This is a genomic window from Alkalihalophilus pseudofirmus OF4 (assembly GCF_000005825.2).
Classification (GTDB): domain Bacteria; phylum Bacillota; class Bacilli; order Bacillales; family Bacillaceae_D; genus Alkalihalophilus; species Alkalihalophilus pseudofirmus.
This window is the reverse complement of the sequence record NC_013791.2, coordinates 24,319-39,703: the sequence shown is the minus strand read 5'-3', so window position 1 is coordinate 39,703 and position 15,385 is coordinate 24,319. Positions and strand designations below refer to the sequence as shown.

The window sequence follows — 15,385 nt, the reverse complement described above, 5'->3', positions numbered from 1 at the left end:
TGTGTAAACATATGTCAAGAATAATTTGGATAAGTCCTCGACCGATTAGTATCTGTCAGCTCCACATGTCGCCATGCTTCCACACCAGACCTATCAACCTCATCATCTCTAAGGGGTCTTACTGGATTAACTCCATGGGAAATCTCATCTTGAGGGGGGCTTCATGCTTAGATGCTTTCAGCACTTATCCCGTCCACACGTAGCTACCCAGCGATGCTCCTGGCGGAACAACTGGTACACCAGCGGTGTGTCCATCCCGGTCCTCTCGTACTAAGGACAGCTCCTCTCAAATTTCCTACGCCCGCGACGGATAGGGACCGAACTGTCTCACGACGTTCTGAACCCAGCTCGCGTACCGCTTTAATGGGCGAACAGCCCAACCCTTGGGACCTACTTCAGCCCCAGGATGCGATGAGCCGACATCGAGGTGCCAAACCTCCCCGTCGATGTGGACTCTTGGGGGAGATAAGCCTGTTATCCCCAGGGTAGCTTTTATCCGTTGAGCGATGGCCCTTCCATGCGGAACCACCGGATCACTAAGCCCGACTTTCGTCCCTGCTCGACTTGTAGGTCTCGCAGTCAAGCTCCCTTTTGCCTTTGCACTCTACGAATGATTTCCAACCATTCTGAGGGAACCTTTGGGCGCCTCCGTTACTGTTTAGGAGGCGACCGCCCCAGTCAAACTGCCCACCTGACACTGTCCCTGAACCGGATTACGGCTCGAGGTTAGAATGTCAGCACAGTCAGGGTAGTATCCCACCGACGCCTCCATCGAAGCTGGCGCTCCGACTTCCAAGGCTCCTACCTATCCTGTACAAACTGTACCAACATCCAATATCAAGCTACAGTAAAGCTCCATGGGGTCTTTCCGTCCTGTCGCGGGTAACCTGCATCTTCACAGGTACTATAATTTCACCGGGTCTCTCGTTGAGACAGTATCCAAGTCGTTACACCATTCGTGCGGGTCGGAACTTACCCGACAAGGAATTTCGCTACCTTAGGACCGTTATAGTTACGGCCGCCGTTTACTGGGGCTTCAATTCAGAGCTTCTCCCGTAAGGGATAACCCCTCCTCTTAACCTTCCAGCACCGGGCAGGTGTCAGCCCCTATACTTCGCCTTGCGGCTTCGCAGAGACCTGTGTTTTTGCTAAACAGTCGCTTGGATCTTTTCACTGCGGCTCTCTCGGGCATACACCCTACCAGAGCACCCCTTCTCCCGAAGTTACGGGGTCATTTTGCCGAGTTCCTTAACGAGAGTTCTCCCGAGCGTCTTAGAATTCTCTTCTCGCCTACCTGTGTCGGTTTGCGGTACGGGCACCTCTCACCTCGCTAGAGGCTTTTCTTGGCAGTGGAGGATCAGGAACTTCGGTACTACATTTCCCTCGCCATCACAACTCAGCCTTCGTGAGAAGCGGATTTGCCTACTTCTCAGCCTAATTGCTTGGACGCACATATCCATCAGTGCGCTTACCCTACCTTACTGCGTCCCCCCATTACTCAAACGGTGAGGAGGTGGTACAGGAATTTCAACCTGTTGTCCATCGCCTACGCTTTTCAGCCTCGGCTTAGGTCCCGACTTACCCTGAGCGGACGAGCCTTCCTCAGGAAACCTTGGGCTTTCGACGGAGGGGATTCTCACCCCTCTTTTCGCTACTCATACCGGCATTCTCACTTCTAAGCGCTCCACCAGTCCTCACGATCTGACTTCGCTGCACTTAGAACGCTCCCCTACCACTGACACTTAAGGTGTCAATCCATAGCTTCGGTGATACGTTTAGCCCCGGTACATTTTCGGCGCAGAGTCACTCGACCAGTGAGCTATTACGCACTCTTTAAATGGTGGCTGCTTCTAAGCCAACATCCTGGTTGTCTGGGCAACTCCACATCCTTTTCCACTTAACGTATACTTTGGGACCTTAGCTGATGGTCTGGGCTGTTTCCCTCTTGACTACGGATCTTAGCACTCGCAGTCTGACTCCCGAGTAAAAGTTTTTGGCATTCGGAGTTTGACTGAATTCGGTAATCCTGTGGGGACCCCTAGTCCAATCAGTGCTCTACCTCCAAAACTCTCAACCTCGAGGCTAGCCCTAAAGCTATTTCGGGGAGAACCAGCTATTTCCGAGTTCGATTGGCATTTCACCCCTACCCACACCTCATCCCCGCATTTTTCAACATGCGTGGGTTCGGGCCTCCATTTCAGTGTTACCTGAACTTCACCCTGGACATGGGTAGATCACACGGTTTCGGGTCTACGACGGCGTACTCATTCGCCCTATTCAGACTCGCTTTCGCTACGGCTCCGCCTTATCAGCTTAACCTTGCACGACATCGTAACTCGCCGGTTCATTCTACAAAAGGCACGCTGTCACCCATTAACGGGCTCCAACTAGTTGTAGGCACACGGTTTCAGGATCTGTTTCACTCCCCTTCCGGGGTGCTTTTCACCTTTCCCTCACGGTACTGGTTCACTATCGGTCACTAGGGAGTATTTAGCCTTGGGAGATGGTCCTCCCGGATTCCGACGGGGTTTCACGTGTCCCGCCGTACTCAGGATCCACTCAGGAGGAAATAGAATTTCGACTACAGGGCTGTTACCTTGTGTCGCGGACCTTTCCAGATCGCTTCGCCTATCCTATTTCTTTGTAACTCCGTATAGAGTGTCCTACAACCCCAAGAGGCAAGCCTCTTGGTTTGGGCTGATACCGTTTCGCTCGCCGCTACTCAGGTAATCGCATTTGCTTTCTCTTCCTCTGGGTACTTAGATGTTTCAGTTCCCCAGGTCTGCCTCCTCATACCCTATGTATTCAGGTATGGGTACTATTCCATTACGAATAGTGGGTTCCCCCATTCGGATATCCTCGGATCAAAGCTCACTTACAGCTCCCCGAGGCGTTTCGCCGTTCGTCGCGTCCTTCTTCGGCTCCTAGTGCCAAGGCATTCACCGTGCGCCCTTTCTAACTTAACCAAAATTTAAAAAAGGTTGTTGAATTCTTGACATGCTCGTTCAATCTTCTCTATTAAAAGATACCGATGAACAAATATGTTTACATTTCATTATCTAGTTTTCAAAGAACCAAGTACTAACTCTTACTCAACTTGGTGAGAATTAGTATCTAATTGAAGGATAGTTCCTTCAAAACTGAACAAAAGATCCAAAGCGTATATGATCGTAAGATCATACATCGACTAGAGTTAAATACTCCATAGAAAGGAGGTGATCCAGCCGCACCTTCCGATACGGCTACCTTGTTACGACTTCACCCCAATCATCTGTCCCACCTTAGGCGGCTGGCTCCAAAAGGTTACCTCACCGACTTCGGGTGTTACAAACTCTCGTGGTGTGACGGGCGGTGTGTACAAGGCCCGGGAACGTATTCACCGCGGCATGCTGATCCGCGATTACTAGCAATTCCGGCTTCATGTAGGCGAGTTGCAGCCTACAATCCGAACTGAGAATGGCTTTATGGGATTCGCTCAACCTCGCGGTTTTGCAGCCCTTTGTACCATCCATTGTAGCACGTGTGTAGCCCAGGTCATAAGGGGCATGATGATTTGACGTCATCCCCACCTTCCTCCGGTTTGTCACCGGCAGTCACCTTAGAGTGCCCAACTGAATGCTGGCAACTAAGATCAAGGGTTGCGCTCGTTGCGGGACTTAACCCAACATCTCACGACACGAGCTGACGACAACCATGCACCACCTGTCACTTTGTCCCCCGAAGGGGAAAGCTCTATCTCTAGAGTGGTCAAAGGATGTCAAGACCTGGTAAGGTTCTTCGCGTTGCTTCGAATTAAACCACATGCTCCACTGCTTGTGCGGGCCCCCGTCAATTCCTTTGAGTTTCAACCTTGCGGTCGTACTCCCCAGGCGGAGTGCTTAATGTGTTAACTTCGGCACTAAGGGCATCGAAACCCCTAACACCTAGCACTCATCGTTTACGGCGTGGACTACCAGGGTATCTAATCCTGTTTGCTCCCCACGCTTTCGCGCCTCAGCGTCAGTTACAGACCAGAGAGTCGCCTTCGCCACTGGTGTTCCTCCACATATCTACGCATTTCACCGCTACACGTGGAATTCCACTCTCCTCTTCTGTACTCAAGTCTCCCAGTTTCCAATGACCCTCCACGGTTGAGCCGTGGGCTTTCACATCAGACTTAAGAGACCGCCTGCGCGCGCTTTACGCCCAATAATTCCGGACAACGCTTGCCACCTACGTATTACCGCGGCTGCTGGCACGTAGTTAGCCGTGGCTTTCTGGTTAGGTACCGTCAAGGTGCCGCCTTATTCAAACGGCACTTGTTCTTCCCTAACAACAGAGCTTTACGATCCGAAAACCTTCATCACTCACGCGGCGTTGCTCCGTCAGACTTTCGTCCATTGCGGAAGATTCCCTACTGCTGCCTCCCGTAGGAGTCTGGGCCGTGTCTCAGTCCCAGTGTGGCCGATCACCCTCTCAGGTCGGCTACGCATCGTCGCCTTGGTAAGCCGTTACCTTACCAACTAGCTAATGCGCCGCGGGCCCATCTGTAAGTGATAGCCAGAGGCCATCTTTTACCGCTCCACCATGAGGTGGAACGGGTTATCCGGTATTAGCCCCGGTTTCCCGGAGTTATCCCAGTCTTACAGGCAGGTTGCCCACGTGTTACTCACCCGTCCGCCGCTAACATCAGGGAGCAAGCTCCCATCAGTCCGCTCGACTTGCATGTATTAGGCACGCCGCCAGCGTTCGTCCTGAGCCAGGATCAAACTCTCCATAAAAGTGTTTGATTAAGCTCACTTACACAGGATGAAAAATCATCTTGCGTTAATAATTGACGAGATATCATGTATCTCTATTTCGCTTGGCTTTTGTTCAGTTTTCAAAGAACTTTTTCGTCCGCCGCTCGTTGGCGACTTAACTAATATACCATCACATCAACGTTTCGTCAACATCTTTTTTAAAAGTTGTTTTTCGTTTGTTGTTGTGGTGCGTCTCAGCGACAAGTAATAATATAACACAGCTTTAAAAATAAATGCAACCCTTTTTTTATAAAAAAGATTTATTAAAAAGAAAAAAGCCCGCGATCTTCTTAAAGAAGAATCGCAGCTTCTACTTAAAGAATAAACTGTTTCGTTACAATTAATAGAAGGAGACCAGGTATTCCGAGGACACCGGAGACTAATGCAGTCACTCCATTGATCGGAATGTGAAAGGCAAAGAACGAACCAAAAGCATTTACAAAGAACAACATCAAAGCTCCGATTACAAGTTTAACGGCTAGCTGCCCGACGAAACGAATGGGCTTAAGTGGTGCCCCAACCGTTAATAACAAGATAACCAGCCCTGCCAAAATTGCAATAACTAAGATCGGATCCATCTCATCACCTCTTAATGCTTGTCTTTAGTTCATTTTATGTGTGCTCACACAAAAAAAGAACAAGCTATCTAACAAGCTTGTTCTGTCGCATTTTTTGAGTTCTAGCTTCTCTTAATAAGAAGGTATAGGCAGATTCAGTCGCCCTCATTCTCGCAAGCACGTCGTCCGATGGATCAACACTGTGTGATACGTAATGCTTTTCATTATCCAATCGTTCTTTCATCGATTCAATCGATCGTAATAGACGGTCGCTTTCTTCTTTCCGCAGCTTACCTCTTTTTCGAAAAAACATAACGGCCCCCTCGACGCTACAATTCTCTTCTACCTTCAATTGCTCTAGATAATGTCACTTCATCAGCATATTCTAGATCTCCACCAACTGGCAGTCCGTGCGCAATTCTCGTCACTTTAATACCGGTAGGCTTAACAAGACGCGATATATACATCGCCGTTGCTTCCCCTTCAATAGTCGGGTTGGTAGCAATGATTACCTCTTGAATGGTATCGTCTTGCAGCCGCTTTAATAGTTCTGGGATTTTGACATCCTCAGGTCCTATGCCGTCCATTGGAGAGATCGCACCATGTAAGACATGGTAATGACCACGATACTCCTTCATCTTTTCCATAGCGATCACATCTTTCGCTTCTTGGACAACACAAACCATAGAATCATCTCGATGTTTATCCTCACATATACGGCAAGGGTCCGTATCAGTAATATTATGACAAACCGAGCAATACGTTAAATTCCGCTTAGCATTTACAAGAGCTTTTGCGAAATCTAAGACATCATCTTCCTTCATATCTAAAACAAAGAAAGCCAGGCGGCTCGCCGTTTTCGGTCCGATACCTGGCAGTTTCATAAATCCTTCAATTAACTTTGCGATTGGTTCTGGATATTGCAAAGCAAAACCTCCTAGAACATTCCTGGGATGTTCATTCCTTTTGTGAATTTACCCATATCTTGCTCAACAAGCTCATCTACTTTTTTCAATGCTTCATTTGTAGCTGCTAGAATTAGATCTTGAAGCATATCAATATCATCTGGATCTACAACATCTTCAGAGATTTGCACATCTACAATACGCTTATCTCCACTAGCAATGACTGTCACCATACCGCCGCCAGCCGTTGCTTCAACTGTCTTTTCTTTTAATTCTTCCTGCGCCTTCATCATTTGCTTTTGCATTTTTTGCATTTGCTTCATCATACTACCCATGTTTTTCATAATAAGATCCTCCTTGTTTTAACCGTCTATTATTTCGACTAGATCTGCACCTACTAATTTGAGTGCTTCGTCTACAACAGGGTCACTCTCACTCTCTCCCCCGCGCTGTTCCTTCATATACTCTTCCTTCAACCTATCCCACTGAGTTTGAAGCAGTGTCATAAAGGTCACTTGAGTGGAGAATATCTGCTGAAACACCTCTTCTAAAAATGGACGGAACTTTGTATCCATCATATCACGATGCATTTCATTTTGAAACGCTAGAAGGATGAAGCCTTCAGCAGCTGCAACTGGACGGCTGTCACTCAACCAGGCATGTGCAGGAATATTTTGAGCTTTCACTTGTTCCATTACAGAACCCCACTGCCCTGTAACCTTTTGAAGCTCCTGCTTACTCGCTCCCTTAAGAAGCTCTTTTACTTTAGATGTATTTACCCTCGTTTGAGGAATTTGCTTTTTCGGCCGTCTTACCGACTGTTGAGATGCGCTATCCCCCATAGTTGATGGGGTACCGCCTCCTGCTTGAAGCTGCTTCACTACTTTTTCAAGGGAAATAATTTTTGCCTCTAGCTGCTTAACGGTTTCTGACTTAACTTCACTACCGGCAGAAGATTCGCTTGGACGCTGATTCACTAACCTTATTAAGGCCATCTCGAGAATCACTTTCGGATGGGTAGACCATTTCATCTCTTGCACCGAGCCATTCAAAACCTCAATCGCTTGATACAGCCAAGGGAAGTCAAATTGTTCGCTTAGAGAAACAGCTATATCTCCCGAATCTGCTCTTTCTAATAAATCTTTCGAATCAGGAGCCGTTTTACATAACAGCAAATCTCTCATGTAATAGATAAGATCTTCTAAAATACGGCCTGGTTCTTTCCCATCTCTTACAAGCTGATCAAGTGATTCAAGAACGACCGCCGAATCTTTATTTGCCACTGCTTCCACCAAGTTAACTAAAACTTGTTCTGAGACAGCGCCTGTGATCGCTAGAACATCTTCTAATGTTAACGGACCTTCAGCATAAGAGATCGCTTGGTCAAGCAAACTCAATGCATCACGCATTCCTCCATCAGCGGCTCGGGCGATCATATTCAGAGCCTCATCATCTACTTCTATCCCATCATGCAAGAGTATCTCATTCATCCGTCCTACAATGGCCGTATTCGGGATTCGTTTGAAGTCAAAGCGCTGACATCTTGAAATAATCGTTAACGGAATTTTATGAGGTTCAGTTGTCGCTAAAATGAAGATAACATGACCAGGAGGTTCTTCTAATGTTTTCAATAAAGCATTAAATGCACCAGTAGAAAGCATGTGAACCTCATCGATGATGTATACCTTGTAAGGCACTTCATTAGGCGCAAACTTAACCTTATCCCTAATATCACGAATTTCATCTACTCCGTTATTTGATGCTGCATCAATCTCCATCACATCTACAATTGCACCTGAGGTGATCCCTTTACAGGCAGCACATTCATTGCACGGCTCTGCCACAGGGGCCTTCTCGCAGTTGATTGCTTTAGCAATGATTTTTGCAGCACTTGTTTTACCTGTCCCGCGTGGTCCTGAAAACAAATAAGCGTGGGAAAACTTATTTTGCAATAAAGCATTTTGAAGCGTTTTCGTTATATGTTCCTGTCCAACAACATCTCTTAATTGCTGCGGACGCCATACGCGGTATAATGCTTGATAGCTCATTGATTCCCACTCCTTCTTCACTTACTACTCCATATTATACTGATTTAAAAGATGATAATAAAGTATCTTAAGGGGGATACCTATAAAAAAGCCCAATAAAAAAACAACCGCAAAAGCAGTTGTTATCTTATGTATATAATACCGTGCACCTTTCTTCGATAGTGCCACCCTAAGCGTTACCTAAGCAGTTAGCTCGGCCCAGGCTGCTCCACGGCACACGGAAGGGGCCACTTACTGCTGCTTCCTTCCGGACCTGACAGGGTTCGTGGGTTTCCGTTGCGTGGAACCCAAGCGTCAACACCACTTACTTAGGTCAGACCTTACGATGACAAAACCTCGGAAAGGGATTCAGTCCCGCTACAGCGGATTGCGGGTACAGGGCACCGCTACCTCCCCACCTAGCACGGCAAATTGTATAACGTTGTTAGGCGTCTTACTGACGCATTTCCTAGTATAGTTTGTTTGAGGAGAAATTGCAAGTGTAAGAATTAGGAAGATCCGTTTCTTTTCGCTTCCTTTCTTTTTGCTCTAAGTTTTCGAAAAAAGGCGGTAAGCCTTTCTCCACATTCTGTTTCTAAACACCCGCTTATGACTTCTGCGCGATGATTGAAGCGCGGATCGTCCAGCAGGTTCATTAACGTTCCTGCACAGCCAGCCTTAGGGTCTGCTGCACCGTATACTACGAGATCTATACGAGACTGTACAATAGCACCAGCGCACATTGGGCATGGTTCAAGTGTTACATAAAGAGTGCAGCCAGACAATCGCCAGCTGCCTAACACATCACACGCTTCTTTTATGGCAAGTAATTCCGCATGCGCGATTGCTTGATGGTCACACTCCCTGCGATTATGAGCAGCAGCAATCACTTCGCCGTCTTTCACAATCACTGCTCCGATCGGCACCTCTCCTATTTGTTCCGCCGCATCAGCTTCCCGCAGCGCAAGCTTCATCCAATCCTCGTGTGTCTCAGCCACCAGAGCAACCTCCTCGCAATGTATATAGATATAAAAAAACATCACCCAATAGGTGATGTGTGTCATTTTAAAATATGGCGGAGGAAGAGGGATTCGAACCCCCGCGCGGTTTAACCCGCCTGTCGGTTTTCAAGACCGATCCCTTCAGCCGGACTTGGGTATTCCTCCGTGTTGTTACTAACCTGCTGACAAGAAATATAATATCATCCTACATAAAGTAGTGCAAGCTTTTTTATAAAAAAAGATGATCTTTTTTTCAAAAGATCATCTTTCTTCTATTATACTAGTTGATCGTTACATCATGAAGCATGTAAGTTCCGTTTGGATGCTTCCAGAAACCTTGTACTTCGTCACGAAGACCTACAAGGTACTCTTGATGGTAAAGGTAGATCATTGGAGCATCTTCAACTAACATTTCTTGCGCTTGTTTGTAAAGACCTAGACGAGTTTCCTCATCAGCTGTTTGACGAGCTTCTTCTAAGATCTCATCAAGCTCAGCATCTTGCATGAATGTACGGTTACCGGCTTCACCTACATTAGATGAGTGGAATAGTGGGTACATACCGTAGTCAGCATCACCTGTAACTACAGACCAGCCTAGGATAAACATATCATGTTGTCCGTTAGCAGTTTGCTCTAAATAAGCACCCCACTCAAGGATCTCAATACTTACATCTACATTAATTTTCGCAAGTTCAGCTTGAACATACTCAGCGATTGCCATACGCTCACGACTGTCATTTGTCCAAATTGTTGTAGAGAATCCATCTTCAAAACCAGCTTCAGCAAGAAGTTCTTGTGCAGCTTCAGTGTCATAACCTAATGGCTCAACAGAATCATCAAAACCAAATACATCTGGAGCAAGCGGTCCAACCGCAGGGATACCAGTGTCATCTAAGATACCGCTGATAATACCTTCTTTATTAATTGCCATTGAGATTGCTTGACGAACACGCTCATCATCAAATGGCTCTTTGTCCATGTTGAACCCGATGTATGAAAGACTCACACTGTTTGTACGATCAAGACTTACTTCTGGAGTATTCTCAACACGTGTTACATCACTTGGGCTGACAGGGAAAATAATGTGTGCTCCACCTGTTTCAAGCTCAGCAATACGAGTTAAATCTTCAGGTACTACAGAGAATGTTACAGAGTCAACCTTTGCAGGCTCGCCCCAGTAATCTTCATTTTTAACTAATTTCACAGCTGTACCAGGGTTCCACTCTTCGAATTTGAAGAAACCAGTTCCGACTGGGTTTTCACTGATTGAAGCACCAGGAGTTCCTCCGCCAGCTACAGCTTCTTGGTCTGCTTCAATAGAAGGAAGTGAACTAATAGAAAGTCCGTTATGAGCTAAGTGAGCAGGAAGCGGAGAGAAAGGATACTCAGTTGTTAATTGAAGAGTATACTCATCAGTTGCTTCAATGCTTGTTACCATATCAATTAAGAAAGAACGTGGAGATGCAACTTCTGGATCAAGAATACGGTCAAGGTTAGCTTTTACAACCTCAGCGTTTAATTCTGAATCATCATGGAAAGTTACTCCTTCACGGATTTTGAATTCCCATGTGTTATCATCGATCATTTCCCAATCTTCAGCTAAGCCAGGCTCAAGCTCAAGATCTTCGTTTTGATAAACAAGTGTTTCAAAAATGTTAGCAATAACGTTACTTGATGGAACGTCATTTGAGCTTGCAGGATCTAATGATACTGCATCTGATAATGTAGCAATAACTAAATTGCCGCCTTCTGCACCTTCTGCAGCTTCAGTATCTTCCCCATCTGCATCACCAGCTGGTTCGCCTGAACTGTCCGGCTCACTTGCACATGCCGCCAGCACAAAAGCTAGTACCATCGCAAGCAAGAAAGCGAAAAGTGAATTTTTAGACATCTTCACTTTTAAAAACCCCCTTATATTCCTTTTTGTGTGAACTTTTAAAATTCAATATTACTATAACTTAACTTTCACAATAAAACAAGAAATTTTATAAAATTATTAATAGTTCATTTACTTTCTCATTTTTATTGAAGAAAGTTAAAATGGAAAACGCTTACATAATCCATTTATTATTCAGAATGTTTAAAATAAACTAACAAACGACATTATCTTACAAAAGTATTTTAAACATTGTAAAAAATTATGTACGTGATATAATAATGCGGTGTAGTATAACAATAATTTTGTCAAAATTTAAAGCATTTTGAGAAAGGGTGTCTATTATGAGCGAACAGACGATAAATGATGCTATGACAAAAAGTCCTCCTCCGAGCCCTCGGGTTAAGAGTATGAAAAACTTCTATAGAAAGCTTCGTAAAAACAAAGCTGCTATGGTCGGAGGAATTCTGATCTTATTTTTTGTTATTGTAGCGATTATCGGTCCATTTTTTGCACCGTACGATCCAACGGTTCAAAATCATGTGAACAAACTTGCAACTCCTTCATCTGAACACTGGTTCGGAACAGACCATCATGGTCGTGATATCTTCAGCCGTATTATTCATGGAATGTCAATTACATTATATATTGGCCTCTTCTCTGTTATTATCGGTACTGTTTTTGGTGTTTTCCTAGGATTAATTTCTGGTTATTACGGCAAGCGTGTGGATGCATTTATTATGCGTTGCATGGATGTATTACTAGCATTCCCTGGTATTTTACTAGCTTTAGCTATTGTAAGTGTATTAGGCGGAAGCTTAACAAATGTAATCATAGCTGTCGGAATATTCTCGATTCCTGTATTTGCAAGGATTGTACGTGGATCTGTACTTTCTGTTAGAAAGCTAGAATACGTGGATGCTGTTCGTGCACTTGGTGCAAGCGACGGTCGTATTATTTTTAAACACATTTTACCGAATATTTTATCACCTATTATTGTCCAAGCTACTTTGCGTATGGCAACAGCGATTCTTACGGCTAGTGGTCTATCATTCTTAGGAATGGGCGCTCAGCCTCCAACTCCGGAGTGGGGGGCAATGTTAAGTGCCGGACGAAATTATATGTATGACGCACCACATGTAGCGTTATTCCCAGGTTTGGCGATTGTTATTGTTGTACTAGCATTTAATATTTTTGGTGACGGATTACGTGATGCACTTGATCCGAAAATGAAAAACTAGAAAAGAGGTGTAGATGATTGTTTACTTATATAGTTAGACGATTAATTCAAACGATCCCTGTTCTTTTTGGTGTTACAATTCTCGTTTTCTCAATGATGCACCTCATTCCTGGTGACCCGGCTCAAATCATCGCCGGTGAAAGTGCATCCGAAGCTCAAGTTGAGCAAATGCGTGAGCGACTAGGCTTAAATGATCCGCTCCCACAGCAGTACTTTAATTATATTGGAAATGCAATTCAGGGTGATTTAGGGAATTCGATCCGTAGTGGCCGTGAAGTAACTCAAGAAATTTCAGGCCGGTTCTGGGTAACAATAGAACTTGCCATATACAGTACGATTTTATCTGTATTTATTGGTTTAATTGCCGGTATCATTTCAGCAACAAGACATTACACGTTCTTAGATACAATGATTATGATTGTGGCTCTATTCGGTCTTTCAATGCCTAACTTCTGGCTTGGATTAATGTTAATTCAATACTTTGCTATCGAATTCCGATGGTTCTTGCCTTCGGGATGGGGATCCTGGCAGCAAGCCGTCCTTCCGGTTATTACTCTCGGTACGGCAGGGGCAGCCATTGTTGCTCGTATGACTCGTTCAAGTATGTTAGAAGTTATCGGACAAGATTATATTCGAACTGCACGTGCTAAAGGGGTAAAAGAAAGAGTTGTTATTTACCGTCACGCTCTTAAGAATGCATTAATTCCTGTTGTAACAGTCGTTGGTTTACAATTTGGTGTGCTTCTTGGCGGAACAGTATTAACAGAAACAGTATTTGCTATTAACGGTATGGGACGTTTAATCATTGATGCGATTCGTGCACGTGACTTCCCTATCGTACAAGGTACAGTACTTGTTATTTCATTACTATTCGTTCTCGTGAACTTACTCGTAGATATTTCTTACCGCTTCTTAAACAAGCGTATTGACCTTGATTAAGACTTACTTATTAATGAAGGGTGTGAAACATTTTGACTACAAATGAATCCATTATTCAAGTGCGGGACCTTCGTACATCATTCTTCACTGATCAAGGTGAAGTAAAAGCTGTTGATGGCGTTACATTCGATGTACCAAAAGGTAAAACACTTGGTATTGTTGGAGAATCTGGTTCAGGTAAAAGTATTACCTCATTATCAATTCTTCGTTTAATCCAAAATCCAGGAAAAGTCGTTGGGGGAGAAATGATCTTCAAAGGAGAAGATCTTCTTAAAAAATCTGAGGCTAAAATGCGTAAGATTCGTGGAAATGAAATTTCAATGATTTTCCAAGAGCCGATGACTTCTCTTAACCCTGTTTACACAGTAGGGGAGCAAATCGGAGAGGCCTTTAGAATTCATGAAGGCTTAGGAAAGAAAAAAGCAATCGAACGTTCGATTGAAATGCTAAAGCTGGTAGGCATCCCGTCACCAGAGCAGCGTGTTCATCAGTATCCGCATGAATTATCTGGTGGTATGCGTCAACGTGTGATGATTGCAATGGCTCTTGCTTGTAATCCAGAGCTTCTTATTGCCGATGAACCTACAACAGCACTTGATGTAACGATTCAAGCACAAATTCTTGAATTAATGAAAGACCTTCAAGACCGCTTAGGTATGTCGATCATTATGATTACACATGACCTAGGTGTAGTTGCTGAAACATGTGATTATGTTGCAGTTATGTATTGCGGTAAAGTGGTTGAATACGCAAGCATTAGAGAGTTATTCAAAAATCCACGCCACCCGTATACAGTCGGTCTTTTGAACTCCCTTCCTCGTCATGATATTGATTTGGATGGTGAAGAGCTATCTGTTATTAAAGGGTCTGTACCAAGTCCTGCAGATATGCCTAAGGGCTGTCGTTTCGCTCCGCGTTGTCCGTTTGCGAGTGACATCTGCCGTGAGCGTCTGCCGGAGCTTGAAGAAGATGAAAATGGAAACCAAATTCGTTGCTGGATTTATTCAGATGAGTGGGACGGGGACCCGGAGGTGAACGTGTATGAAGAAAGAACTTCTTAAGGTTAATGACCTGAAGCAGTACTTCCCGATCAAAGGTGGTTTACTTGGTCGTACAGTAAATCACGTTAAAGCAGTAGACGGTGTATCATTTACGATTTATGAAGGAGAAACAGTAAGTATCGTAGGAGAATCTGGCTGTGGTAAGTCTACTACAGGACGTGCGATCTTGCGTTTAGATGAACCAACTGATGGGACAGTTGAATTTGACGGTGAAGACTTACTTGCCTTAAATAAATCACAAATGCGTAAAAAGCGTAAGGATCTTCAAATCATTTTCCAAGATCCATACGCATCAATTAATCCTCGTCAAACAGTACGCCAAGTACTTGAGGAGGCAATGGAAATTCAAAATGTCATTCCACGGGAAAAACGTGCAGACCGTATTAAAGAGTTAATGGAAACAGTTGGCCTTGGTGCTCACCAAATAGACCGTTTCCCGCATGAATTCAGTGGCGGTCAGCGTCAGCGTATCGGGATTGCACGTGCGTTATCTGTAGACCCTAAGCTGATTATTTGTGATGAGGCAGTATCAGCTCTTGATGTATCCATCCAAGCACAGGTTATTAACTTATTAAAACGTCTGCAGCGTGAATTCCAGCTGACTTACCTATTTATTTCACATGACTTGGGCGTTGTCCGTCATATTTCTGATCGAGTTATTGTGATGTATTTGGGACGCATTGTGGAAATCGGTGATAAGAAATCTTTATTTGATAACCCCCAGCATCCTTATACAAAAGCTTTATTGTCAGCTATTCCTGTACCGGACCCTGAGCGCAAGAAAGAGCGTATCATCTTAAAAGGTGATGTTCCTTCTCCAATCAATCCTCCACAAGGATGCCGCTTCCACACTCGTTGCCCATTTGCAACAGAGAAATGTAAGACAGATACTCCTGAACTGCGTGCAGCCGATTATATGAAAGAAGGCCACCAAGCAGCATGTCACTACATGGAAGAGATTGAATCAGGAGAGCGCAAACCTAATTATGTTTAAACTA

Annotated in this window: 11 protein-coding genes, 1 tRNA gene, 2 rRNA genes and 1 other RNA gene; 4 read left to right on the top strand and 11 right to left on the bottom strand. The window is 44.7% G+C overall.

Annotation, left to right across the window (positions count from 1 at the left end; translation table 11 throughout):
• Positions 1-25: 25 nt before the first annotated feature.
• The 11 genes from BPOF4_RS00155 to BPOF4_RS00110 all read right to left on the bottom strand — a co-directional run bounded on the left by BPOF4_RS00155 (position 26) and on the right by BPOF4_RS00110 (position 11,168).
• Positions 26-2,966 (bottom strand): 23S ribosomal RNA (locus tag BPOF4_RS00155).
• Between the two features lie 242 nt (positions 2,967-3,208).
• Positions 3,209-4,760, bottom strand: a 16S ribosomal RNA gene (locus BPOF4_RS00150).
• The 16S and 23S rRNA genes sit together here, the layout of an rRNA operon.
• A 335-nt stretch (positions 4,761-5,095) precedes the next feature.
• Complete coding sequence (locus tag BPOF4_RS00145) at positions 5,096-5,359, bottom strand: pro-sigmaK processing inhibitor BofA family protein (protein ID WP_012957042.1); 264 nt, start codon at positions 5,357-5,359, stop codon at positions 5,096-5,098.
• Between the two features lie 64 nt (positions 5,360-5,423).
• Complete coding sequence (locus tag BPOF4_RS00140; RefSeq protein ID WP_012957041.1) at positions 5,424-5,651, bottom strand: YaaL family protein; 228 nt, start codon at positions 5,649-5,651, stop codon at positions 5,424-5,426.
• A gap of 16 nt (positions 5,652-5,667) precedes the next feature.
• Positions 5,668-6,264, bottom strand: coding sequence for a recombination mediator RecR (gene recR / locus BPOF4_RS00135; protein WP_012957040.1), 597 nt, complete (start codon positions 6,262-6,264; stop codon positions 5,668-5,670).
• An 11-nt stretch (positions 6,265-6,275) separates the two neighbouring features.
• Positions 6,276-6,587 carry a YbaB/EbfC family nucleoid-associated protein gene (locus BPOF4_RS00130; protein WP_012957039.1) on the bottom strand — a complete coding sequence of 104 codons (312 nt, stop codon included), beginning with the start codon at positions 6,585-6,587 and terminating at the stop codon, positions 6,276-6,278.
• An 18-nt stretch (positions 6,588-6,605) separates the two neighbouring features.
• On the bottom strand, positions 6,606-8,291 hold the full coding sequence (gene dnaX / locus BPOF4_RS00125; protein ID WP_012957038.1) for a DNA polymerase III subunit gamma/tau: 1,686 nt from the start codon (positions 8,289-8,291) through the stop codon (positions 6,606-6,608).
• Positions 8,292-8,432: 141 nt separating this feature from the next.
• Positions 8,433-8,698: signal recognition particle sRNA large type (gene ffs / locus BPOF4_RS21450), an RNA gene on the bottom strand.
• Positions 8,699-8,779: 81 nt separating this feature from the next.
• Complete coding sequence (tadA, locus tag BPOF4_RS00120) at positions 8,780-9,268, bottom strand: tRNA adenosine(34) deaminase TadA (protein ID WP_012957037.1); 489 nt, start codon at positions 9,266-9,268, stop codon at positions 8,780-8,782.
• A 75-nt stretch (positions 9,269-9,343) separates the two neighbouring features.
• Positions 9,344-9,436, bottom strand: a tRNA-Ser gene (locus BPOF4_RS00115).
• Between the two features lie 115 nt (positions 9,437-9,551).
• Positions 9,552-11,168, bottom strand: coding sequence for a glutathione ABC transporter substrate-binding protein (locus BPOF4_RS00110; RefSeq protein WP_012957036.1), 1,617 nt, complete (start codon positions 11,166-11,168; stop codon positions 9,552-9,554).
• Between the two features lie 323 nt (positions 11,169-11,491).
• Here BPOF4_RS00110 and opp1C point away from each other — a divergent pair, with 323 nt between their 5' ends.
• The 4 genes from opp1C to BPOF4_RS00090 are packed head-to-tail and all read left to right on the top strand — an operon-like array spanning position 11,492 to position 15,381.
• On the top strand, positions 11,492-12,388 hold the full coding sequence (gene opp1C, locus BPOF4_RS00105) for a nickel/cobalt ABC transporter permease (RefSeq protein ID WP_012957035.1): 897 nt from the start codon (positions 11,492-11,494) through the stop codon (positions 12,386-12,388).
• Positions 12,389-12,405: 17 nt separating this feature from the next.
• Positions 12,406-13,326 carry a nickel ABC transporter permease gene (nikB, locus tag BPOF4_RS00100; RefSeq protein WP_012957034.1) on the top strand — a complete coding sequence of 307 codons (921 nt, stop codon included), beginning with the start codon at positions 12,406-12,408 and terminating at the stop codon, positions 13,324-13,326.
• A 32-nt stretch (positions 13,327-13,358) separates the two neighbouring features.
• Complete coding sequence (locus BPOF4_RS00095) at positions 13,359-14,387, top strand: ABC transporter ATP-binding protein (RefSeq protein ID WP_012957033.1); 1,029 nt, start codon at positions 13,359-13,361, stop codon at positions 14,385-14,387.
• Entirely contained in the window at positions 14,368-15,381 is a 1,014-nt protein-coding gene (locus BPOF4_RS00090) for an ABC transporter ATP-binding protein (protein WP_012957032.1), read from the top strand. The genes BPOF4_RS00095 and BPOF4_RS00090 overlap by 20 nt, the downstream gene beginning before the upstream one ends.
• Positions 15,382-15,385 lie beyond the last annotated feature (4 nt).